Source organism: Prochlorococcus marinus str. MIT 0912 (genome assembly GCF_027359595.1).
GTDB lineage: Bacteria > Cyanobacteriota > Cyanobacteriia > PCC-6307 > Cyanobiaceae > Prochlorococcus_B > Prochlorococcus_B marinus_C.
In genome coordinates this window covers 1608616-1629324 of the sequence record NZ_CP114783.1, presented here as the reverse complement: position 1 = coordinate 1629324, position 20709 = coordinate 1608616, and the positions used below count along the sequence as shown (strand labels likewise).

21 protein-coding genes and 1 tRNA gene are annotated in these 20709 nt (G+C 35.3%); 13 read left to right on the top strand and 9 right to left on the bottom strand.

Annotated features, from left to right (window positions below):
• Positions 1–35: 35 nt before the first annotated feature.
• Entirely contained in the window at positions 36–2939 is a 2904-nt protein-coding gene (gene ileS, locus O5640_RS09310; RefSeq protein WP_269612180.1) for an isoleucine--tRNA ligase, read from the bottom strand.
• A 51-nt stretch (positions 2940–2990) separates the two neighbouring features.
• Positions 2991–3509 (bottom strand): hypothetical protein, encoded by a 519-nt coding sequence (locus O5640_RS09305; RefSeq protein WP_269612178.1) that lies wholly within the window; start codon positions 3507–3509, stop codon positions 2991–2993.
• Between the two features lie 203 nt (positions 3510–3712).
• Here O5640_RS09305 and O5640_RS09300 point away from each other — a divergent pair.
• Positions 3713–3795 (top strand) — tRNA-Leu (locus tag O5640_RS09300).
• Positions 3796–3844: 49 nt separating this feature from the next.
• Positions 3845–4876, top strand: coding sequence for a beta-carotene hydroxylase (gene crtR / locus O5640_RS09295; RefSeq protein WP_269612177.1), 1032 nt, complete (start codon positions 3845–3847; stop codon positions 4874–4876).
• 12 nt (positions 4877–4888) lie between these two features.
• Here crtR and gatC read toward each other — a convergent pair whose 3' ends face one another.
• Positions 4889–5176 (bottom strand): Asp-tRNA(Asn)/Glu-tRNA(Gln) amidotransferase subunit GatC, encoded by a 288-nt coding sequence (gene gatC, locus O5640_RS09290; protein ID WP_269612175.1) that lies wholly within the window; start codon positions 5174–5176, stop codon positions 4889–4891.
• Between the two features lie 213 nt (positions 5177–5389).
• On the opposite strand from gatC, the gene O5640_RS09285 reads away from it, so the two are divergent.
• Both O5640_RS09285 and O5640_RS09280 read left to right on the top strand, forming a co-directional pair.
• Positions 5390–6001 (top strand): DNA-3-methyladenine glycosylase, encoded by a 612-nt coding sequence (locus O5640_RS09285; RefSeq protein ID WP_269613842.1) that lies wholly within the window; start codon positions 5390–5392, stop codon positions 5999–6001.
• Positions 5998–7017 (top strand): aspartate carbamoyltransferase catalytic subunit, encoded by a 1020-nt coding sequence (locus tag O5640_RS09280; protein ID WP_269612174.1) that lies wholly within the window; start codon positions 5998–6000, stop codon positions 7015–7017. The genes O5640_RS09285 and O5640_RS09280 overlap by 4 nt, the downstream gene beginning before the upstream one ends.
• A gap of 7 nt (positions 7018–7024) precedes the next feature.
• Here the strand turns inward: O5640_RS09280 and O5640_RS09275 are convergent, their stop codons facing one another.
• Positions 7025–7354, bottom strand: coding sequence for a DUF565 domain-containing protein (locus O5640_RS09275; protein ID WP_332299690.1), 330 nt, complete (start codon positions 7352–7354; stop codon positions 7025–7027).
• A gap of 216 nt (positions 7355–7570) precedes the next feature.
• Between O5640_RS09275 and coaBC the strand changes: the two genes are divergently transcribed.
• The 5 genes from coaBC (at position 7571) to O5640_RS09250 (ending at position 13703) form a co-directional block, all read left to right on the top strand.
• On the top strand, positions 7571–8830 hold the full coding sequence (coaBC, locus tag O5640_RS09270) for a bifunctional phosphopantothenoylcysteine decarboxylase/phosphopantothenate--cysteine ligase CoaBC (protein WP_269613841.1): 1260 nt from the start codon (positions 7571–7573) through the stop codon (positions 8828–8830).
• Between the two features lie 225 nt (positions 8831–9055).
• A complete protein-coding gene (locus O5640_RS09265; protein WP_269612171.1) occupies positions 9056–9859 on the top strand; it encodes a photosystem II manganese-stabilizing polypeptide in 804 nt (267 codons plus the stop codon).
• A gap of 129 nt (positions 9860–9988) precedes the next feature.
• Positions 9989–11161 (top strand): sulfate adenylyltransferase, encoded by a 1173-nt coding sequence (gene sat, locus O5640_RS09260; protein WP_269612170.1) that lies wholly within the window; start codon positions 9989–9991, stop codon positions 11159–11161.
• Between the two features lie 43 nt (positions 11162–11204).
• Complete coding sequence (gene ftsH, locus O5640_RS09255; RefSeq protein ID WP_269612168.1) at positions 11205–13052, top strand: ATP-dependent zinc metalloprotease FtsH; 1848 nt, start codon at positions 11205–11207, stop codon at positions 13050–13052.
• A gap of 135 nt (positions 13053–13187) precedes the next feature.
• Positions 13188–13703, top strand: coding sequence for a bifunctional 4-hydroxy-2-oxoglutarate aldolase/2-dehydro-3-deoxy-phosphogluconate aldolase (locus O5640_RS09250; RefSeq protein ID WP_332299699.1), 516 nt, complete (start codon positions 13188–13190; stop codon positions 13701–13703).
• Positions 13704–13738: 35 nt separating this feature from the next.
• On the opposite strand, the gene aroC is transcribed toward O5640_RS09250, so the two are convergent.
• Both aroC and psbA read right to left on the bottom strand, forming a co-directional pair.
• Complete coding sequence (aroC, locus tag O5640_RS09245; protein WP_269612166.1) at positions 13739–14830, bottom strand: chorismate synthase; 1092 nt, start codon at positions 14828–14830, stop codon at positions 13739–13741.
• Positions 14831–14960: 130 nt separating this feature from the next.
• Positions 14961–16043: a photosystem II q(b) protein gene (psbA, locus tag O5640_RS09240; RefSeq protein ID WP_011294225.1), complete on the bottom strand. Its 1083-nt coding sequence runs from the start codon at positions 16041–16043 to the stop codon at positions 14961–14963.
• Positions 16044–16245: 202 nt separating this feature from the next.
• Here psbA and O5640_RS09235 point away from each other — a divergent pair, with 202 nt between their 5' ends.
• Entirely contained in the window at positions 16246–16377 is a 132-nt protein-coding gene (locus O5640_RS09235; RefSeq protein ID WP_269613864.1) for a hypothetical protein, read from the top strand.
• Here O5640_RS09235 and O5640_RS09230 read toward each other — a convergent pair.
• On the bottom strand, positions 16368–17285 hold the full coding sequence (locus tag O5640_RS09230; RefSeq protein ID WP_269612165.1) for an aspartoacylase: 918 nt from the start codon (positions 17283–17285) through the stop codon (positions 16368–16370). The two genes, O5640_RS09235 and O5640_RS09230, sit on opposite strands and share 10 nt — an antisense overlap.
• Positions 17286–17329: 44 nt before the next feature.
• Here O5640_RS09230 and O5640_RS09225 point away from each other — a divergent pair, with 44 nt between their 5' ends.
• The 3 genes from O5640_RS09225 (at position 17330) to O5640_RS09215 (ending at position 19362) form a co-directional block, all read left to right on the top strand.
• Positions 17330–18304 (top strand): glutathione S-transferase family protein, encoded by a 975-nt coding sequence (locus O5640_RS09225; RefSeq protein WP_269612164.1) that lies wholly within the window; start codon positions 17330–17332, stop codon positions 18302–18304.
• A 9-nt stretch (positions 18305–18313) separates the two neighbouring features.
• On the top strand, positions 18314–18976 hold the full coding sequence (locus tag O5640_RS09220; protein ID WP_269612163.1) for a DUF2301 domain-containing membrane protein: 663 nt from the start codon (positions 18314–18316) through the stop codon (positions 18974–18976).
• Between the two features lie 167 nt (positions 18977–19143).
• Positions 19144–19362 (top strand): CP12 domain-containing protein, encoded by a 219-nt coding sequence (locus O5640_RS09215; RefSeq protein ID WP_269612162.1) that lies wholly within the window; start codon positions 19144–19146, stop codon positions 19360–19362.
• Positions 19363–19431: 69 nt separating this feature from the next.
• Here the strand turns inward: O5640_RS09215 and O5640_RS09210 are convergent, their stop codons facing one another.
• Positions 19432–19614 carry a hypothetical protein gene (locus O5640_RS09210; protein WP_269612161.1) on the bottom strand — a complete coding sequence of 61 codons (183 nt, stop codon included), beginning with the start codon at positions 19612–19614 and terminating at the stop codon, positions 19432–19434.
• Positions 19615–19691: 77 nt separating this feature from the next.
• Entirely contained in the window at positions 19692–20681 is a 990-nt protein-coding gene (cgtA, locus tag O5640_RS09205; RefSeq protein WP_269612160.1) for an Obg family GTPase CgtA, read from the bottom strand.
• Between the last annotated feature and the right edge of the window lie 28 nt (positions 20682–20709).

The following is a 20709-nucleotide window of genomic DNA, read 5'->3' as shown; positions in this document are numbered from 1 at the left end:
GACTAATAAAATTAATATTAATTTTTAATTGATATTTAAATAGCTAAGACTACTTTTTCACACCTTTTGCAAATATTTGAGTGTTGAGGATTCTTGCTCATTTCTATTTCATAATGCCAACATCTTTCACACTTAAATCCCCTTGCTTTTGCAATCTCGACTGAAGCATAATCATTTTCCTCACTAACTAAAACTTCAGCCCATGGCTCACCGCCAATTTGTAAAGATGAAACTAGGAACCAATCTCTTAATACATCAACATTATTAGATTCGCTTTCAGCTAACCATTCAATAGCAGCTTTAACTTTTTCATCAGATATATCAACCCTTACTGATGCTTCCAAAGAAGAACCTAACGCTTGCTTAGTTCTACAACTCTCCAACATTCGATTAATAACTACTCTGAGTTTACGGAGTTCAGTTACATGACAATTAAAACTACTATTTCGCCATGATTTAGGTACATTAGGCCATCCTCTTTGAAATACTGAGGCTTCATCTAAGTCATATGGAATATTTTGCCAAATATCTTCTGCCATATGACATAAAACAGGTGCAATTAATCCAGATATTTTTTCAATTACCAAGGATAAAACTGTCTGACAACTTCTTCTTCTAAAGTCAGATTTAGAACTCACATACAACCTATCTTTTGCAATATCTAAGTAAAAATTAGATAGATCAACAACACAAAAATTTTGAATTGTTTGGAAAAATTTCGAAAATTCAAAATTATTATATGCATCTGATATCTCATCGATTACTTCAGCTGTTCTGTTCAACATCCATTTATCTAACAATGGTAGGTTAGCAATATCAATGGAATCAATTTTATAATCAAAATCATAGAGGTTACCTAATAGATACCTAGACGTATTTCGAACCTTACGATAAACATCAGAAATTTGCTTTAGTATGTTTGATCCAATAGGAACATCTGCAGAATAATCAACAGAACTAACCCATAATCTCAAAACATCAGCTCCATACGCAGGATCTAATTTCTTATTTGAACCACCATTAATTATAACTAAAGGATCAATAATGTTTCCTAAGGATTTACTCATTTTCCTACCATTCTCATCTAATGCAAAACCATGTGTAAGTACCTTTTTAAAAGGTGCATGCTCATTCACTGCTACCGAAGTTAATAAAGAGGACTGGAACCAACCCCGATGTTGATCAGATCCCTCCAAATATAAATCTGCTGGATAATTTAAATTTTCTTTCTTAGAAATAACTGAAGACCAACTAGAGCCAGAGTCAAACCAAACATCCATAGTATCAGTACCTTTTTGCCATCGATCTGCCTGATTTAAATAAGAAGGAGGTAATAGATCAGATACTTTATATTCCCACCAAATATCTGCTCCATGAAGAGAAAATAAATCAGCTATATGAGAAATAGTTTCTTTATTGAGCAAGATTTCTTGTCCATTTTTTTCATAAAATACTGGTATTGGAACTCCCCAGGTCCTTTGTCGGGAGATACACCAATCTCCTCTTTCTCTAACCATGGAATTAATTCTATTTTTTCCCGATTCAGGAAGCCAAATTACATCTTCTATGGCAGAAAGGGCTTTATCTCTAAATCCTTCAACGGAAGCAAACCATTGTTCTGTAGCTCTAAAAATAGTTGGTTTTTTAGTTCTCCAATCATAAGGATACCTGTGCTCATATGGAATTTCTTTAAGCAAAGATCCAGCATCAATAAGATCACTTATTATGACACTATTAGCATCTTTTAATACATTTAGGCCTTCAAATTTTCCGGCTTCTTTCGTTAGAAAACCTTTTGCATCAACTGGGCAAGAAATTGGTAAATTATATTTTTTACCAGTATTGAAATCATCAACACCATGACCTGGAGCAGTATGTACTAATCCAGTTCCTGATTCAGTTGTAATATAATCTCCTCCTAAAACAACAGGGCTTATTTTATCAAATAAAGGATGTTTATATATAATTCCATCTAAGATTGATCCTTTGATTAATACTCTTTTTTCATAATTAATTCCTACACTCCTAGATACTTCTTCCAAAAGATCGTTAGCAATAATTATCAATGAACGATCAGGACTTTGTGCAATTACATATTCTAATTTTTGGTTAACAGAAATTGCCTCATTTGCAGGAATTGTCCAAGGAGTGGTAGTCCAAATGACAAGTTTTACTTCTTTTAATTTCCCTTCAGAATTAAGTAGATCTGGAGCTTGCTTAGAAATTTCTTGAGTTAATCTTTTTGGTATTTGATTAACTTTAAATCCTACATAAATACTTTTGCTTGTATGACCGGTTGGATATTCTAGTTCTGCCTCGGCCAGAGCTGTTTGAGAACTTGGACTCCAATGAACTGGTTTTAGGCCTCGATATATATATCCTTTGAAGACCATTTCACCAAACAACTTGATTTGAGAGGCTTCAAACTTTTTGTCTAAACTTAAATATGGTTGATCCCAGTCACCCCATACGCCCCATCTTTTAAAACCATCCATTTGTTGGGAAACTTGCTTTTTTGCATAAGCAGCAGCTTTTTTTCTCAACTTAATAGGTGTTAATTCAGCTCGTTGACTTTTATCCATAGCTTGAAGAACTTTCAATTCAATAGGCAATCCATGGCAATCCCATCCAGGGACATAGCAAACTTTTTTACCTTTCATTGTTTGAAATTTATTGATTATGTCCTTCAATACTTTGTTGAGGGCATGCCCCATATGAAGCGTTCCATTTGCATATGGAGGGCCATCATGCAAAGTAAAAGTCTCTCCAGTATTATTTAAACCTAATTCGAAATCTATATTTTTTTCTCTCCAAAAAGCTTGCAACTCAGGTTCTCTTAGAGTTGCATTTGCCCTCATTCCAAAATTAGTCTTCAAAAGGTTGAGAGTGTCTTTGTAAGTGAGACGATCCTTTTGAGAATCTTTATTGATGTTATTCACTTTGAAAAATATTCATCAGTCATCATGGTTACCTGAGCTCTTTTAACCTTATCAAGAAGTTTCTTCATTTTCAGCGAATTCTTGATTTTCGATCTTATTGGAATCAATTGAACCAGATCTTTCAACTACTTTCTTCTTGACTTCTTCTTTCAATTCTGGATGAACCCATTTTTTTTCTTTTAACGGTTTTTCAGATTTAGTAGTGAAGCCTTTAAAAAAATTAAAAAAGCCAGCTCCAAGTAAAGCAAAACTTTGACCGAGCTGTCTAAAAGATTCAAACCACCTCTGAAAAGATCCAACTCGTTTTTTTTCTTCAGAGCTTAATTGATTCCACCTGTTTTGGATAATTTCTAAAATCATTTTTCCATACAAAATTGCCATAGAAATAACAAGTAAATTTATTGAGCCTCTCAAAAAATCATTCTCCACTAACAGAAATAATCCTAAAAATAAAAAAAGTCCGCCCATCAACCAATCTCTAGGCCTAGTTAACTCCACAAGCATTAGAGGTAAAGCCAATATCAAAAGCCCAACAAAAAGAAACAAGTATCCAGAAATAGAAATAACCATATTTTTCTCAATATGAGTTTGTTTTGTAGTGATGAAGGCTTATTGAACATCTAAAAATCATGCTTCATAAAACCAGAATTTCAAATGTCTCATATACAAATATAAAAATTACATTAATCTTTTTACGATCACGAATCAAAAATAGTCTTTAAATAGCCATCAACGAGCTGCTAGAATCAATACACAATCGGTGAAAACCTTTGGCCCACCTGGCGGAATTGGTAGACGCGCTGGTTTTAGGTACCAGTGGCTTTATGTCGTGGGAGTTCAAGTCTCCCGGTGGGCATTTTTTAATTAAGCTATACAAGCTCAATTAATCTCAATCACATCAAGCAATGACCCAGTGCTTATCGAGGTCTGACAAAAATAAGGCAACGAAAAAACTGAAGTCATTACGCGACTGGCAAAATGAGATCCAAGAATATCTTGATCCTCCCAAGCCTTTAAACGTAACTTTAGGTCTTTTCTTTGGTGGATATTTTCTTGCAATAGTTAGTGTTTGGCAGTGGTATCAGGGGAACTGGCCGTTACCAATTTTAGTTGCATTAGCTTTTTTGGCTCTACATATGGAAGGCACTGTTATTCATGACGCCTGCCACAATGCTGCCCATCCAAATAAATGGATCAATCAATTTATGGGGCATGGGTCTGCGATATTACTAGGTTTTAGTTTCCCAGTTTTCACAAGAGTTCATCTAGAGCATCACAAATACGTTAACGACCCAAAAAACGATCCAGATCACATAGTTAGCACCTTTGGCCCTATTTGGTTAATTGCTCCAAGATTTTTCTATCATGAATATTTTTTCTTTGAGCGAAAACTTTGGAGAAAGTTTGAACTAATGCAATGGGGAATTGAAAGAGGAATATTTATTTGCATAGTCATTGCCGGAATTAAATACAATTTCATGAATGTTATTTATAATTTATGGTTCGGACCAGCATTAATGGTTGGAGTCACTTTAGGAATATTTTTTGATTACCTACCTCATAGACCTTTTCAGTCTAGAAATAGATGGAAAAACGCAAGAGTTTATCCAAGTAAATTAATGAACTTACTAATAATGGGACAAAATTATCATTTAGTTCATCATTTATGGCCCTCTATTCCATGGTTTGAATATAAACCAGCTTACGAAGCCACAAAACCACTTTTAGATCAAAAAGGTTCTCCTCAAAGAATGGGAATTTTTGAAACTAAGAAAGATAGTCTAAATTTTCTTTATGATGTTTTACTTGGAATCAGAAGCCACAAAGAAAGAAGAAGTAAGATGAGACCCATAGCAAGAATATTACCGAAAAACAACTGGAGGAGAAAATATATAAAATTAATTCATAAAACTAGAATCAGAACAGAAAGTAAATGATAATTCCTGAATTTAAAGTATTTTGGGAACTCTAAAAAAATCACCTTCCCTATGAGGTGCTTGATTAAGAAGATCTTCTCTTGAGCAATTAACTTCAACTAAATCATCCCTCATTGCATTAACCACCTCTACAGCTCTAGTAGTGGGAGGAATATTTTCAGTATCTATTTCTTGCAGTTGATCAACATATGAAAGTATTTCTTCGAGTTGCTCTGTATAAGTTTCAATTTGATCTTCTGGAAGTTCTAAACGAGCTAACTTTGCAACCTTACGAACATCAGATGAAGAAATTTTAGTCATGATTAAGTTAGAAAATTTTAAAGATCTTTAGATAATGATAGAGAGGCCTTTGTTATTAAAAGATCTTACTACTCGAAAAGAAAAGTCAGTTATTGAATCATTCTGACATCTCAATACCTAATAAGAAAAGCCTAAGTCTAATTAGATTGATTAGCACTACAGAAAAATCTAATATTTAGTAAGTAATATGGATAAAATTGAAAGTGTAAGCCAATTTCAGTTCTTACTAAAGAATTCTTCTCCAAGCCATCTCATATAGTCGCACCTAACTTAATTGGCTGTTTTTTAATTAAACGCTTATCAAAAAACAACTATCTTTCTGGTGTAATTGTTGAAACTGAGGCTTATTCTCAAGAAGAAGCTTCATGTCATGGTTTCTCAGGGAGAACGAAAAGAAACGAAACCCTTTTTGGGGAACCTGGTAATTTATATATATACCTTTCATTTGGAATTCATAGTTGCGTAAATATTGTTACCGATAAGAAAAATTGGGCAAGTGGTGTACTTATTCGATCAATAGCAATAAAAGGGGAAAATGAACGAATTGCCTCTGGGCCAGGACTCCTGGCAAAAAGATTTGGATTGAATAGAAATTTTGACAATTTACCATTGTCACCTGCAAATGATTTTTGGTTGGCAAAGGGAGAAAATATTAAAAAAATGGGAAATATTGTTCAAACCACAAGAATTGGCATATCTCAAGCTAAAGAGATACCTTGGCGTTGGTACCTTGAAAATAGTAGAAGTGTTAGTAAAAGAGCTAAAGGAGATCACATTCCTCCAAAAAATAAGTGTTGGTCTCCATCCTCACTTGAGGGATTATGAATAATTGGAAACATAATCACATTCTTGATCTATCTACATTTTCTTTAGAGGATTACAACACAGTTTTAGAACTAACTACAAGATTTAAAGATGTTCATAAATCAAGTTCTAGAAAACTTCCTGCGCTTCAAGGAAGATTAATTACAAACTTATTTTTCGAACCAAGTACAAGAACAAGAACTAGCTTTGAACTTGCGGCAAAAAGACTATCTGCTGATGTTCAAAATTTTTCTGTATCAGCAAGTTCTATAAGCAAAGGAGAGACTCCTTTAGACACTATTCTCACATACATCTCAATGGGAGCTGATATTTTAGTAATTAGGCATGAGTCAACCAATGTACCCGCTGAACTAGCAAATTACGTAGACATAAATAACATCAATACATCTATTCTCAATGCGGGTGATGGATTACATAGCCATCCAAGTCAAGGCCTTTTGGATTTATTTACGCTTGCTACTTTTTTTAATCCAAACGACGCATCTACTAATAGCCTTTTAAATAAAAAGATCACAATAGTTGGTGATATTCTTCATTCTAGAGTTGCTAGATCCAACCTTTGGGCCCTAACTGCATGCGGAGCCGAGGTAACACTATGTGGGCCTCCAAGCCTGCTTCCAGATGAATTCATTGATTTTGTTGTCAATCCTCCGCCAGGACAAAAATTTGATCCGATTAATAAGAGAGGTTCTATTATCATAAAAAGATCACTAAAAGATGCACTAGAGGATAGTGATGCAGTTATGACACTTCGATTACAGAAAGAGAGAATGAAGCAAAATATGCTTACAGATCTTGAAAGTTACCATGAACAATATGGATTAACACATGAAAGTTTAAAATGGTGTGAAAAGAAAGTTCCTGTTCTTCATCCTGGACCAGTAAATAGAGGAATAGAAATAAGCAGTCAATTAGTTGAAGATGATTCAATCAATCTTATAAGTAAACAAGTAGAAAATGGCATCCCAACAAGAATGGCTTTATTATATTTACTAGGGTTAAATAAAAATAATTAATTATTATTTATAATAGTTTCAACCCCTCTGAAAAAAGTCCATATGTAAGGCCTATTCTAAACATATCAAAAACCCTAACAATTATAATTGGATTTTTAGACTTTAGAAAAATAAACCTAGCTTTAATTAGTATCTCTAGAAATATTAGTGCAACAAATGCTCCAACTGGATCCATCAAAGCTAGTACTCCATTAATCATACCTAGAGAACTACCTATAAAAAAACCTATCAAGAAAATTATTACTAACAAAGAATACCTTCTCCAAGGATTTACAGCCCAATTTGCTAATCTATCAACAATCTTTGCAGATGATTTGTATAAAAATGTTTTTTGCATTCTTATGGCCATAATAGAAAAAATAAAAAATTACCTCAGTTTTTCTTTTGTTAACTCTCTAACATAAATATAATAAATGAAAGTACTAATAAAGCAAAAATAAATTATCTTAATCCAAGATATAAAAGTCATAATTCCTTAAATATGAAAAGAACAAATTATATTAAAAAAAAAAAATATCTTTTAAAGGTCAATTTGATATAAAATCAAAGTATGATGAATAATCTTACTTCTTTATCTGGGAAAAAAATATTAGTTGCTGTTACGGGTAGTATTGCAGCTGTTAAAGCTCCTATTTTAGTTAGCCGCCTAATCAAAGCTGGTGTAGAGGTCAAATGCGTTATTACACCAAGCGCAGCTAGGTTAGTTAGTCCTTTATCTTTATCTACTTTAAGTAGAAATAAATGTTATCAAGATAAAGATCAGTGGGATTACTCTCAAACAAAGCCTCTGCATATTGCTTTAGCTGAATGGGCAGAACTAATTATTGTTGCTCCTATTAGCGCCACATCTTTATCCAAATTTACCAATGGAAATGCTGATGGACTTTTAGCGAGCATTCTCTTAGCTAGTCAATCTCAAATAATAATTGCTCCTGCAATGAACACTTCAATGTGGGAAAATCCATCAGTTAAAAAAAATTGGGATTACGCAAAGACTATTGACCAAGTTATTAGTCTCGAACCAAGTGAAGGACTTTTAGCTTGCGACAGAGTTGGTAATGGGAAAATGGTTAATTTGGATATTATTGAATTGGCCTGTGAAAGTGCATTTATTTTCAATGAAGAAAATAAATTCCTCACCAATGATTTAAAAAACATAAGATTTCTCGTATCAGCTGGTCCCACAGTTGAAGACCTTGATGCCGCAAGACAGCTAACAAATCGAAGCAGCGGAAGGATGGGCGTTTTGATAGCTCAAGCTGCAAAGTTAAGAGGTGCCGAAGTCGATTTAGTACATGGCCCAATAAGCGTTCAAGCAGATCTTCTAGAGGGACTTAATACTTATCCAGTAAGAAGCTCAACAGAAATGGGAGCAAAAATTAATGATCTACAACCATCAGCACAAGTCATTGTTATGGCTGCAGCAGTATCAGACTTCAAAAAAAATAGTCCAAGTGAGAAAAAAATCTCCAAAGAGCTTTTTTTACAGTCCATTTCTGATGATTTAGAAATGACCAAAGACTTAATCAAAAATCTAACGAGAAAGAAATTAGAAAATCAAATTGTCCTAGGCTTTGCTGCTGAAACAGGGAGTGATAATGAAATCATTGAAAAAGGTCACAAAAAAAGGGTTTTAAAAGGTTGCGACCTTCTTATGGCCAATCCCATTGACAGAGATGGGCAAGGATTTGATAAAAACTTCAACAGTGGTTTTTTGTTAGGTCCAAAAAAAATGATCAAAAACTTTTCTTTCTCAACAAAACTTGCAATATCCCATCAACTTTTAGATGAAATTCGAAATCTCAAATCATAAATTTATAGATATTTTTTTTATTTATTTTTTCTAAAAACTAGGCTCCAAATGCTAAGAAAGACTGCTAATAAAGGGTTTTGAAGAAAATCGGAGTAAAAAATCGAACAAAGCAAAAGCTACGGGTTGTATAGAGCTGTCAAATGCTTGTGATAAGAAGTATTTGACACCTGTAATATCCCAACTGAATTAATTGGGCGGTTTCGACCGCAGTCATCTAGCCCTCTCATGCGATTTCGTCCTCTGCTGGCTTTGATGCTGGCTTTTTGTCTCACCTTTACAACTCTCCCATCAAGCGCATCTGCAGCTTTAAAGGGACGCGAGCAAGGTAATGCTCGTTTTGGCAATGTTGTTAATACTGGCCAAGCTGATGCTTGCACTGTTTTACCAGCGGGTTCATCGGGTTCTATTAATGCTGATGGCCAATTTAAAAGCTTATGCCTTCAGCCAACAGAAGTTTCAGTAAAACTTCCAGGTAACAAGCGAAATAAATCTGATTTTGCAATAGCAAAAATTATCAGTCCTCGCTTCAATACAAGTCTTGATGAAGTTTACGGAGATCTATCCGGAGGTAAATTCACTGAAAAAGGTGGTATTGACTTCTCTCTAATTACAGTTCTAGCTCCAAATGGAGAGGAATTTCCTTTTGCTTTCTCTGTTAAAGAGATGATTGCTGAATCCAAAAAAGGAAAATCAATTGAACCAGGAGCTGAATTTTCAGGTCCAACAACAACTCCAAGTTATAGATCTGCAGACTTTCTTGATCCCAAGAGTCGCGCTAAATCAACTGGTGTTGAATATGCTCAAGCTCTCATTGCTCGTGGTGGCGATGATGAAGATCTTGCAAGAGAAAATGTTAAAGATGATCTTGGCGGTAAAGGTGAAATAACACTTACTGTCGATACTGTTGATGCTGATACTGAAGAGTTTGGTGGCCAGTTTGTTGCTATCCAACCTTCAGATAATGACCTCGGATCAAAAGATCCAGTTGATATCAAAATCAAAGGTATCTTTTATGGTCGCAAAGCTTAAAAACAAGCATTTTTTTAAATAAAAAAAGGGGGTTAAAACCCTCTTTTTTTTTGGGTTGAATTTAATGAACACAATTTCTCAAATATGGGCCCTTTGTCTGGGAGAATTTGCCAGTTACTTTAAGGGAAAATGACCAGCAAGCAAAGTTCTAATAAAAATCTCGAAGGTTTGATAAAGCCCTATGGTGGAGAACTAATAAATCTTATGGCATCTGATCAAGAGGCAAAAGAATTAAAAAAAAATTCTTTTAAAATTTTAAATTGTTCAGATAGAAATGCTTGTGATATTGAACTTCTTTTGATTGGTGCTTTTTCTCCTTTAAATGGCTTCATGAGTGAAGAAAATTACAACTCAGTTGTTAAACAAAACCGTATCGAATCGGGTTTACTTTTTGGTTTACCGATTGTTATGGATACAGATAGAGAAGATATAAAACCAGGAGATTCAGTTTTACTAAACTACAAAGATCAAGAACTAGCAATTTTAGAAGTACAAGAAAAATGGACACCTGACAAGGTAATTGAAGCCAAATTTTGCTATGGAACAACTTCTTTAGAGCACCCTGCAGTAAGAATGATTTCTATGGAGAGAAAAAAATATTATTTAGGAGGTGCAATAAAAGGTCTAGAATTACCTAGAAGAGTTTTTACTTGTCAAACTCCTGCTCAAGTAAGAGAGAACCTTCCCTATGGGGAAGATGTAGTTGCATTTCAGTGCAGGAATCCAATTCATAGAGCCCATTATGAGCTTTTCACAAGAGCATTAGAAGCAAATAATGTCAGTCAAAATGGTGTTGTTCTAGTTCACCCAACCTGTGGACCAACTCAAGAAGATGACATCCCTGGATCAGTAAGATTTCAAACCTATGAAAAACTTGCCTCTGAAGTAAATAATCCAAAAATTAGATGGTCATATCTACCTTATTCGATGCATATGGCTGGGCCAAGAGAGGCTCTTCAACATATGATTATTAGGAGGAATTATGGATGTACTCATTTCATTATCGGAAGAGATATGGCTGGCTGTAAGTCTTCCCTAAGCGGAGAAGATTTTTATGGTCCATATGATGCTCAGGATTTTGCAAACGATTGCTGCGAAGAATTAGGAATGCAAACAGTCCCATCTTTAAATCTTGTATTCACAGAGGAGGAAGGTTATGTAACTGCTGATTATGCGAAAGAAAAAGGCTTACACATAAAAAAATTAAGTGGCACTCAATTCAGGAAAATGCTTAGAACTGGAGAAGAAATTCCTGAATGGTTTGCATTTAAAAGCGTCGTAGATGTACTAAGAGCCGCATAGTTGGACCTAATACTATTAAACTCTAGAAAGATATAGAAGAACATTGAACAAACGCTGGAGAAACATTGGTCTTTATGTACTAATTGTCGTAGTTGTGATTTTTGTTGGAAGTGCTTTTTTCGATAAGCCAAGTCCTACGAAAGCATCTAGAACACTTAGATATAGCGACTTTATAGAAGCTGTTCAAGAGAGACAGGTCAGTAGAGTACTCATATCTCCAGACAAAGGGACAGCTCAAATTGTTGAAAGTGATGGGAACAGAGCACTAGTTAATTTAGCTCCTGATCAAGAGTTACTTCAATTATTAACTGATAATGACGTTGATATTGCTGTTCAACCTACAACCCAAGCAAATCCCCTTCAGCAAGCTGCCAGTAGCCTTATATTTCCAATTCTTTTATTAGGAGGTCTATTTTTTCTATTCAGAAGAGCTGGCTCTGGTGGCGGTGGAAATCCTGCAATGAGTTTTGGAAAAAGTAAAGCAAGACTTCAAATGGAGCCAGAAACAAAAATTACTTTTGGAGACGTTGCGGGTATTGAAGGTGCAAAGCTTGAACTTACTGAGGTTGTTGATTTCCTAAAAAATCCTGATCGCTTTACAGCTGTCGGGGCAAAAATTCCTAAGGGAGTTTTGCTAGTTGGTCCTCCTGGTACAGGTAAAACTTTGCTGGCTAAGGCCGTTGCAGGTGAAGCTTCAGTTCCCTTCTTCTCCATATCTGGTTCTGAGTTTGTAGAAATGTTTGTTGGAGTCGGAGCTAGCAGAGTTAGAGATCTTTTTGAACAAGCTAAAAAGAATGCTCCCTGTATAGTTTTTATTGATGAAATAGATGCTGTCGGCCGTCAACGAGGAGCAGGCCTTGGAGGAGGTAATGATGAAAGAGAACAAACGCTCAACCAACTTTTAACAGAAATGGATGGTTTTGAAGGAAATTCAGGAATCATTATTGTTGCCGCAACCAACAGACCCGATGTGCTCGACTCTGCATTAATGCGTCCAGGAAGATTTGACAGGCAAGTAACAGTAGATAGACCAGACTACTCAGGGAGATTGCAAATACTTAAAGTTCATGCAAGAAGTAAAACTCTTTCAAAGGGAGTTGACCTTGATCAGATTGCAAGAAGAACTCCTGGTTTTACTGGAGCAGATCTAGCCAATTTATTGAACGAAGCTGCAATATTAGCTGCGAGAAGAGAATTAACAGAGGTCAGTAATGATGAAATAGGTGCTGCAATTGAAAGGATTATGGTTGGTCCTGAGAAGAAAGACACAGTCATTAGTGAAAAACGTAAAAGGTTAGTTGCTTATCATGAAGCTGGCCATGCAGTAGTTGGTGCTGTTATGCCTGATTATGACCCAGTACAAAAGATCTCAATTATTCCAAGAGGACAAGCTGGGGGCCTAACTTTTTTCACTCCAAGTGAAGAAAGAATGGAATCTGGTCTTTATTCTAGGTCTTACCTACAAAATCAAATGGCTGTTGCGCTAGGAGGAAGAGTTGCGGAGGAAATTATTTATGGAGAAGATGAAGTAACTACTGGTGCATCAAATGATTTAAAGCAAGTAGCTTCAGTTGCCAGGCAGATGATTACTAAGTTTGGCATGAGTGACAAATTAGGACCTGTAGCTCTAGGAAGATCTCAAGGTGGAATGTTCCTTGGTAGAGACATCTCTGCAGAGAGAGATTTTTCCGAAGATACCGCAGCAACTATTGATTCAGAAGTCTCAATTCTTGTTGAAATTGCATACGAAAGAGCTAAAAAGGCTCTCAATGATAACCGTCAAGTACTGGAAGAGTTAACAACAATGCTTATGGAAACAGAGACTGTTGATTCTCTAGAATTCCAGGATTTGTTAATTCGCCATGAAGTTAAAGTTGCTGAGTATGCATAGTCTAAAAATATAATTTTTGGAAGTTAAGCAAAATAATTTAATAAAGTCTCTTAAGACACAACCTTTAATAGTTGTAATTAGACTGGAAGATCAATTTTTTAAAAACTCGAAAAAAAAGAAAACTTATTTTTAAAAATTGAAAATCTCTCTAATTATGGTATTAGGAACATTGAAATAGGATGGGATCCAAATCCAGAATGGTCAAATTTGATATTAGAAATAAAAAAGAAATTCAAGTTCATTAATATTGGTGCAGCATCAATTACTTCAATAAAATCTTTGGACTCAATTCGCTCATTAGATCTTAATTACTGTATGAGTCCAATCTTTAATAAAGAAATTCATATCAAAGCCATAAAATATAATCAATTAGTCATTCCAGGAATATCTAATGTTGAAAATTTCAAAGAAGCAATCAATCTAGGATATAAAATTATAAAAATTTTTCCTGCATCAAAATTAGGAATAAACTTTATAAACGAATTGCATGACTTAAGAAAAAAGGATATTTTCCTTATTGGTGCAGGTGGAATAAAAAGTAAAAATCTCAAAAAATTGCTAAAGAGCGGATACGACGGATTGGTCATTGGAAAAGAATTAAAAAATGAGACCCCTGATAAAGAACTAGAGAAATGGCTAAAGGATTTTTGACAAAGATTATACAAACCAATGTACTAATTATTTATTTAACAATAATCAGTACATTGGCCTGCTTGCCTAAGTAAATGATCAGCTAAAACTAGCGCAACCATAGCTTCAACCATTGGAACAGCCCTTGGCAAAACACAAGGGTCATGTCTTCCTGTTGCCTTAAGAGTTGTTGCATTACCATCCTCATCAATTGTTCTTTGACTTTTCCTAATAGTTGCTGTTGGTTTAAATCCAACTCTCAGAACTATATCCTCTCCATTAGTTATACCTCCTTGGATTCCACCTGAATTATTAGTAGCAGTTTTCAATTGATCCGAATCAGATGGTAAAAAAGGATCATTATGTTCGCTGCCTTTCAAATAAGTCCCTCCGAAACCAGAGCCTACCTCAAAGCCTTTGGTAGCTGGCAAAGACATTAATGCCTTTGCTAAATCAGCTTCTAACTTATCAAAGACAGGCATGCCAAGACCTACTGGGGGATTTCGAACGACACATTCTATGACTCCGCCACAGGAGTCTCCTTCTTTGCCAAAATCCTCAACTCTCTCAATCATTAAATCTGCAGCTGATTGATTTGGACATCGAACAATATTTTTTTCAATTTCATCAAAGGTCACTTCACTAGGATGAATCTCAGCTTCAATATCGTGAATTCTCTTTACCCAGGCGAGTATTTCCGTATTAGAAGACTTTTTTAGGAGTTGTTTTGCAACAGAGCCGGCAGCGACTCTACCTATCGTCTCTCTTGCTGATGCACGCCCACCGCCACTTGAAGCCTGAATTCCATATTTTTTCTGATATGTAGCATCAGCGTGAGATGGTCTAAAAGTTTTTTTAATTTCAGAATAATCTTTAGGCCTATGATCTTTATTTCTGACAACCATAGCAATTGGTGTTCCTAAGGTTTTGTTCCCTAAAAGACCACTAAGAATCTCAACCTGATCGCTTTCGTTTCTTGGAGTAGTGATTTTACTTTGTCCTGGCCTCCTTCTATTTAGATCATTTTGTATTTCATTGATATCAAGCTCCAACTTTGGTGGACATCCATCAATAATTACACCAACACCTCCTCCATGAGATTCGCCAAAGGTGCTGATATTAAAAAGTTTTCCGAAGCTACTTCCCATAAATAAACCTATCTACAAAATGTTAATCAATACTTGCTAAAAAATAAACCAACCAATCAATCAATAAATCAAAAAAAAGCAAAAAAAAAAGCCCTCTAAAAGAGGGCTTTAAAAAAATCAAGTTAAAGACTTAACCGATTGCAGGTGCAACAAGAGCTACAGAAGTAGACTCAGCAGCTGCTAGGTCAAGTGGGAAGTTGTGAGCATTACGCTCGTGCATTACTTCCATACCAAGGTTTGCACGGTTAAGTACGTCACCCCAGGTTGGTACAACCTTGCCTGAAGTATCAACTACAGACTGGTTGAAGTTAAAGCCGTTCAAGTTGAACGCCATGGTGCAGATGCCCATAGATGTCAACCAAACACAAATCACTGGCCATGAAGCCAAGAAGAAGTGAAGGCTGCGGCTGTTGTTGAAGCTTGCATATTGGAAGATCAAACGACCGAAGTAGCCATGAGCTGCAACGATGTTGTATGTCTCTTCTTCTTGTCCAAACTTGTAACCGTAGTTCTGTGAATCAAGTCCTGTGGTCTCACGGATAAGTGATGAAGTAACCAAAGAACCGTGCATTGCAGAGAACAAAGCACCACCGAACATACCTGCTACACCAGCCATATGGAATGGGTGCATCAAGATGTTGTGCTCAGCCTGGAAAACGAACATGAAGTTGAATGTTCCAGAGATTCCTAGAGGCATACCATCAGAGAATGAACCCTGACCGAATGGGTAAACAAGGAATACAGCGAAAGCTGCTGATACAGGAGCTGAGTAAGCAACACAGATCCATGGGCGCATACCTAAACGGTATGAAAGCTCCCACTGACGTCCCATGTATGCAGAGATACCAATAAGGAAGTGGAAGATTACAAGCTGGTAAGGGCCGCCGTTATATAGCCACTCATCAAGAGTTGCTGCTTCCCAGATTGGGTAGAAGTGAAGGCCGATAGCGTTACTTGAAGGAACAACAGCACCAGAAATGATGTTGTTTCCATACATGAATGAACCAGCTACTGGCTCACGGATACCGTCGATATCAACTGGAGGAGCAGCGATAAAAGCAACGATGAAACAAGTTGTTGCCGCAAGAAGGCAAGGGATCATCAATACACCGAACCAACCGACATAAATACGGTTGTTAGTGGAAGTAACCCACTCGCAGAATTGTGGCCAACCTTTGAGCAACGAAGAACGCTGCTGCTGAATGGTGGTCATGAGGACGAATGTGTATGTCCCAAATGGGACGAGTAAATAAGAGCAGCTAATTAGACTGCCAGACGTGATAATAAAGGAGAATGATCCTTTCTGTGGACAATATGTAGGACAATTTATGAAGAGAATCAGTAACTTAGTCCTAATGAGCACTCAAGGAGTCTTAAGCTTCTTTTAAGATTTAGCTTCTGAGGTCGCAAGTTTGGTGCTCATCAAGTGGCTGATTAACGGACATAGGGGTGAAGAGAGAGTTCCTTTATGTGATGCACGTCACAGAAAATATGAATTAGAGGCTCAAGGGGCGGTTGTTTATTGGAGCGAAAGAACTTACTTTTGATTTACTAGATCTATAAGTGATTGTTTCCATTCTTTTTTAAAATCCCATAATTCTCTTTTGGTAAGGCTCATCGCGATATTTTTTTCCATATATGCTGCTTCATTTATAAAAACTGGAACGTAAGGTTCATCCTCTTCAAATCTAATTATTTCTCCATTCAACTTAAAAAACAATTCATCGTATTTCTTCAATTCCTGCCAATCTTTTGATTGCCTTTGAGTATGTACATATCCATCAATATTGCCTTGTTCATCTCTTGGAAAATCGATGCTTTTAATGTGCCTGTGAATTATCAACTTTTCAGGAAAATAGAAAGTTAGGTTCTTAACTTGATTAATTTGTTCCATAAAAGTCTCAAGAATCAATTTTGTTTGTGAAATAATTCTTGAATTCAACAGGCCCTGTCCTATCGGGCCAATTTCTATAACAAGTCCACAAGGCCAAGATTCAACTAAAAAGCCTGTTTGTTTTTGATCAGATTCATGAAGATATATTGGCAAACCTAATTGATTTTGTATTAAAGAAGCCAAAGCCAGATCTGCATCTCTTCTGCCATAAACAACTAAACAACTTCCCATAGAGGAAGTAGTTGTATGGAAGTCTAATGCTATTAGACAGGGCTTTTCTCCTACCTCTCCATAAAGATTCACTAATTCACTTGCTCTGCTTCCCTCAAAATCTGAAGAGTTAATAGATAAAAATGAATCTTCCTTGAAACTCCTATTCAAATCCTGGTGAATGTATCTTTTCCCAGCCTTTTTCGCTTCAGGATTTCCAATTACACTATAAGTTTTAATCCCGTGAGTATTGATTAAATTAGATAATTTTTCCCATTGATCGAAAAGAAAAATACCGTTTATCTCATTACCATGTGTACCAGCCACTAGAAGCACCTGTAGCTGCATCATCAAAAAAACAAATTAATTTATACTTATAAGCTTAAAAGAAATTTATGGCTACACCACCAATACTTGTTAAAGCAGCTAAAGAAATTTGGAATTGTGAATGGAATATTTTAATGAATGGGCTTGCACCTTCAGATTCAAAAGGCAACTACAAAAGACCTAAGAACCTCCAATCCGAAATTCAAATCCCCACGAAAGACGATTTGAGAGATAGAGATATGGATCAAATGCCATATTTAATTATTGGCAAAAGTTGTCCGTGGGCTCACAGAGTATGGATAATGCATGAAATAAAAGGTTTAAAAGGCACAATCAATCTAAATATCGCTCAAGTGAACACTTCGAGCGGTAGATGGATATTTCAACCAAATTTAAAAGGATGTAAAACACTTCAAGATCTATATAAAAAATGTAATAAGTATAATATAAAAAGAGCTACTGTACCAATGCTATTTGATCCAGGAAAAAAGGCCAAATCAAAATTCAGATTAATAAATAATGAAAGCGCTGAACTATTAGAGATACTAAATGAATGGCCTATAAGTTCTAATAATTTAGACCTCAATCCAAAAAATCATTATGAAAAAATATTCAATTGGCAGAATCTAATTCAAGAAAATATTAATAATGGAGTTTATAAATGTGGATTTGCTAGGAACCAAAAAGCTTATGACAAAGCATCAAAAGATTTATTTTCAACTTTAAATATTATCGAAGAAAGTCTTAAAATAAATGGACCTTGGTTATGTGGGAAAAATTTAACAATTGCTGATATAAGGCTATTTCCTACTCTAATTAGATGGGAGTCTGTTTATAAACCATTATTCAAGTGTGGTCAGAAGCCAATTGAATCATTTCCAAATATAATAAAATGGAGAAAAACTATTTTTAATTTATATAATATTAAAAATACCTGTCACGCAGATTCTTGGAGAGAAGATTATTTTGGAGCTTTATTTCCATTAAATCCAAGTAGTATTATTCCAAAAGGTGAAAGTATAAACGAAATAATAAATCGGTAATCTTCAAAAATGAAACAAGAAAATTCCTACTTTCAATCTTCTAATCCAATTAAAGGAGCTTATGGAGATTTTATAGTAACTTCTGATGATAAAAAAGAGGTTCTCTTTTACCGCTTATCGATTCTTTTCTGCGGCTTATTTTTTTCAATAGGAATAGCTCAATGGTTTAGCAATGGATCTCATCAAATATGGATTTGGCTCCTTGGTATGTCAATAAGTATGGGTTTAAGTCTTAAGTGGATACATATATATTTAAGACCTTTACATCAAACATTAACAATATTCTGGGTCTTGGGTTGTATTGGATTTTTAATACTTTCATATCATTTTGGGGCAAAAAATCTAATCTATGGCCTTAAACAAAATCCAAAATTGATATTACTTATTGGTCCATTTTTTGCTTCTTTAACGGGGATTGGTTTTAAAGAGTTTTTTTGTTTTAGAAGAATTGAAGCAATAGGAATAACGATTTTTATTCCTATTGCTTTAATTGGATATTTAACTGAATTAGCTAATGAAAGTTTTACTTTTGCAATGCTTTTAGTTTCGGCCTTTCTATTACTAACATTGGGAATAAGGAAATTCAACCTGCCAGCAGAAGCAGATGTAGGAGATAAGAGCGTTTTTGACTTTTTAGAAAGCCAAAGGAAGCTAAAAAAATCTGATGGTTAAATAAATAGATCAACTCTAAATTCAAGAAAGAAACCAAAAAAAGATCCCTTTTGGATGTTTTAAGTCAGGGAATGGTGAGGAAATCCAACCAAATTTACAAACCACGTGCATTATTCCTCCGACATAATTATTGTGTTAATCAAATTGTCCTGCTCTTACAAGACCCCATGAAAACCATTGACGAGCATATTAAAAAGGATGAATCTGAGATCCAAGAAGCTAAAGCTCAGGGTAATGAATCTAAGCTCCATCACTTAGAAGATGAACTTAGTTCTTTGAAGGAATATAAGGAACATCATCCTGAAGACAAGCATGATCCAAATGCGCTTGAACTTTTCTGCGACGCAAATCCTGACGAACCAGAGTGCTTAGTATACGACGATTAATACTAAGAAAACCTAAGAAAAGAAAAAGGGGGCAATCAAATTGCCCCCTTTTTCTTTTCTTATAATCAACTAATAATCCATATTAAAATCTGAAGGGCTGCCAGTTAAAGAACACACAACTGCCTCCTCGTTTTTCATTTGACGTACCTCAGCGATTGGTCTACCCATTTTCTTTAGTACATTAATATCTAGATGAGTCTGACAACGAGCAATAATTTCTCCTTGTCGATCAAAACAACTGTAAAAATCCATAATTTTAAAAACTCTCTTTAGTTATGACCAAAAATCAACTTTAAGACAAGTAGATATGATTCACTCATAACAATTAATTAATATCCAAGTTCATTCCAAATACAACTCAATAAGCCATCCAGACCAAATTTCGTTACTGCGGAAATTATATGTACTTTTGTCCCAGTTAATTTCTCAATTTTATTTAAAAGTTTTTTAATTTCATACTCATTTAATAGTTCTTTTTTATTAAGAACAAAAATTCTAGGCCTAGAAATTAAACCATGACCATAAGACATTAATTCCTCATTAATAATTTTAAAATCATTTATTGGATCGATGGATGCGGAGTCAATTAGATGAAGCAAAACCTTTGTTCTTTCAATATGTCGAAGAAAATCATGCCCTAGTCCAATACCTTTTGAGGCTCCAGAAATTAAACCAGGAATATCTGCAAAAACTGTTCCGTCTCCTGAGGGTCGCCTAACTACTCCTAGATTAGGAATTAAAGTTGTAAAAGGATAATCAGCAATTTTAGGTCTTGCAGAGGAGAGTACAGAAATCAACGTACTTTTACCTGCATTGGGCAAACCAATAATTCCAACTTCTGCTAGAAGTTTTAATTCCAATTGCAATGACCATTCTTCCCCAACTTTCCCTTCAGTAAATTTTTCTGGAGCTCTATTGCTATTTGATAGATAGCGAGCATTCCCAAAACCTCCTTTTCCACCAAAAGCTACAATCAATTGTTGACCTTTGTGAGTTAAGTCACCAAGAATGATATTTGTAGAAAGATCTCTTACCTCTGTTCCACATGGAACTTTAAGTATGGTATCTTTTCCTGATGCTCCAGTGCATTTGTTAGGACCGCCTCTATGGCCATTCTCAGCAAAAATTAATTTCTGAAATTTGAAATCCAGAAGAGTTTGCAAATTATCATCAGCCTCTAAAACAACATTTCCTCCCTGGCCTCCATCTCCACCCGCAGGACCACCTGCTGGAACATACTTTTCTCTTCTGAAAGCAGAAATACCATCACCACCTGAACCTGCCTTGACATCAATAATGGCCTGATCAATAAATTGCATTTAGAAATATATATAATCAATAAACCAA

Coding starts and splice junctions, on each gene's coding strand:
- psbA (WP_011294225.1), bottom strand. CDS start 16,043: ATGACCACCATTCAGCAGCAGCGTTCTTCGTTGCTCAAAGGTTGGCCA.
- O5640_RS09230 (WP_269612165.1), bottom strand. CDS start 17,285: ATGATGCAGCTACAGGTGCTTCTAGTGGCTGGTACACATGGTAATGAG.
- O5640_RS09305 (WP_269612178.1), bottom strand. CDS start 3,509: ATGGTTATTTCTATTTCTGGATACTTGTTTCTTTTTGTTGGGCTTTTG.
- aroC (WP_269612166.1), bottom strand. CDS start 14,830: ATGGGAAGTAGCTTCGGAAAACTTTTTAATATCAGCACCTTTGGCGAA.
- O5640_RS09220 (WP_269612163.1), top strand. CDS start 18,314: ATGAAACAAGAAAATTCCTACTTTCAATCTTCTAATCCAATTAAAGGA.
- gatC (WP_269612175.1), bottom strand. CDS start 5,176: ATGACTAAAATTTCTTCATCTGATGTTCGTAAGGTTGCAAAGTTAGCT.
- O5640_RS09215 (WP_269612162.1), top strand. CDS start 19,144: ATGAAAACCATTGACGAGCATATTAAAAAGGATGAATCTGAGATCCAA.
- O5640_RS09280 (WP_269612174.1), top strand. CDS start 5,998: ATGAATAATTGGAAACATAATCACATTCTTGATCTATCTACATTTTCT.
- coaBC (WP_269613841.1), top strand. CDS start 7,571: ATGAATAATCTTACTTCTTTATCTGGGAAAAAAATATTAGTTGCTGTT.
- O5640_RS09275 (WP_332299690.1), bottom strand. CDS start 7,354: ATGCAAAAAACATTTTTATACAAATCATCTGCAAAGATTGTTGATAGA.
- O5640_RS09265 (WP_269612171.1), top strand. CDS start 9,056: ATGCGATTTCGTCCTCTGCTGGCTTTGATGCTGGCTTTTTGTCTCACC.
- O5640_RS09225 (WP_269612164.1), top strand. CDS start 17,330: ATGGCTACACCACCAATACTTGTTAAAGCAGCTAAAGAAATTTGGAAT.
- O5640_RS09210 (WP_269612161.1), bottom strand. CDS start 19,614: ATGGATTTTTACAGTTGTTTTGATCGACAAGGAGAAATTATTGCTCGT.
- crtR (WP_269612177.1), top strand. CDS start 3,845: ATGACCCAGTGCTTATCGAGGTCTGACAAAAATAAGGCAACGAAAAAA.
- sat (WP_269612170.1), top strand. CDS start 9,989: ATGACCAGCAAGCAAAGTTCTAATAAAAATCTCGAAGGTTTGATAAAG.
- cgtA (WP_269612160.1), bottom strand. CDS start 20,681: ATGCAATTTATTGATCAGGCCATTATTGATGTCAAGGCAGGTTCAGGT.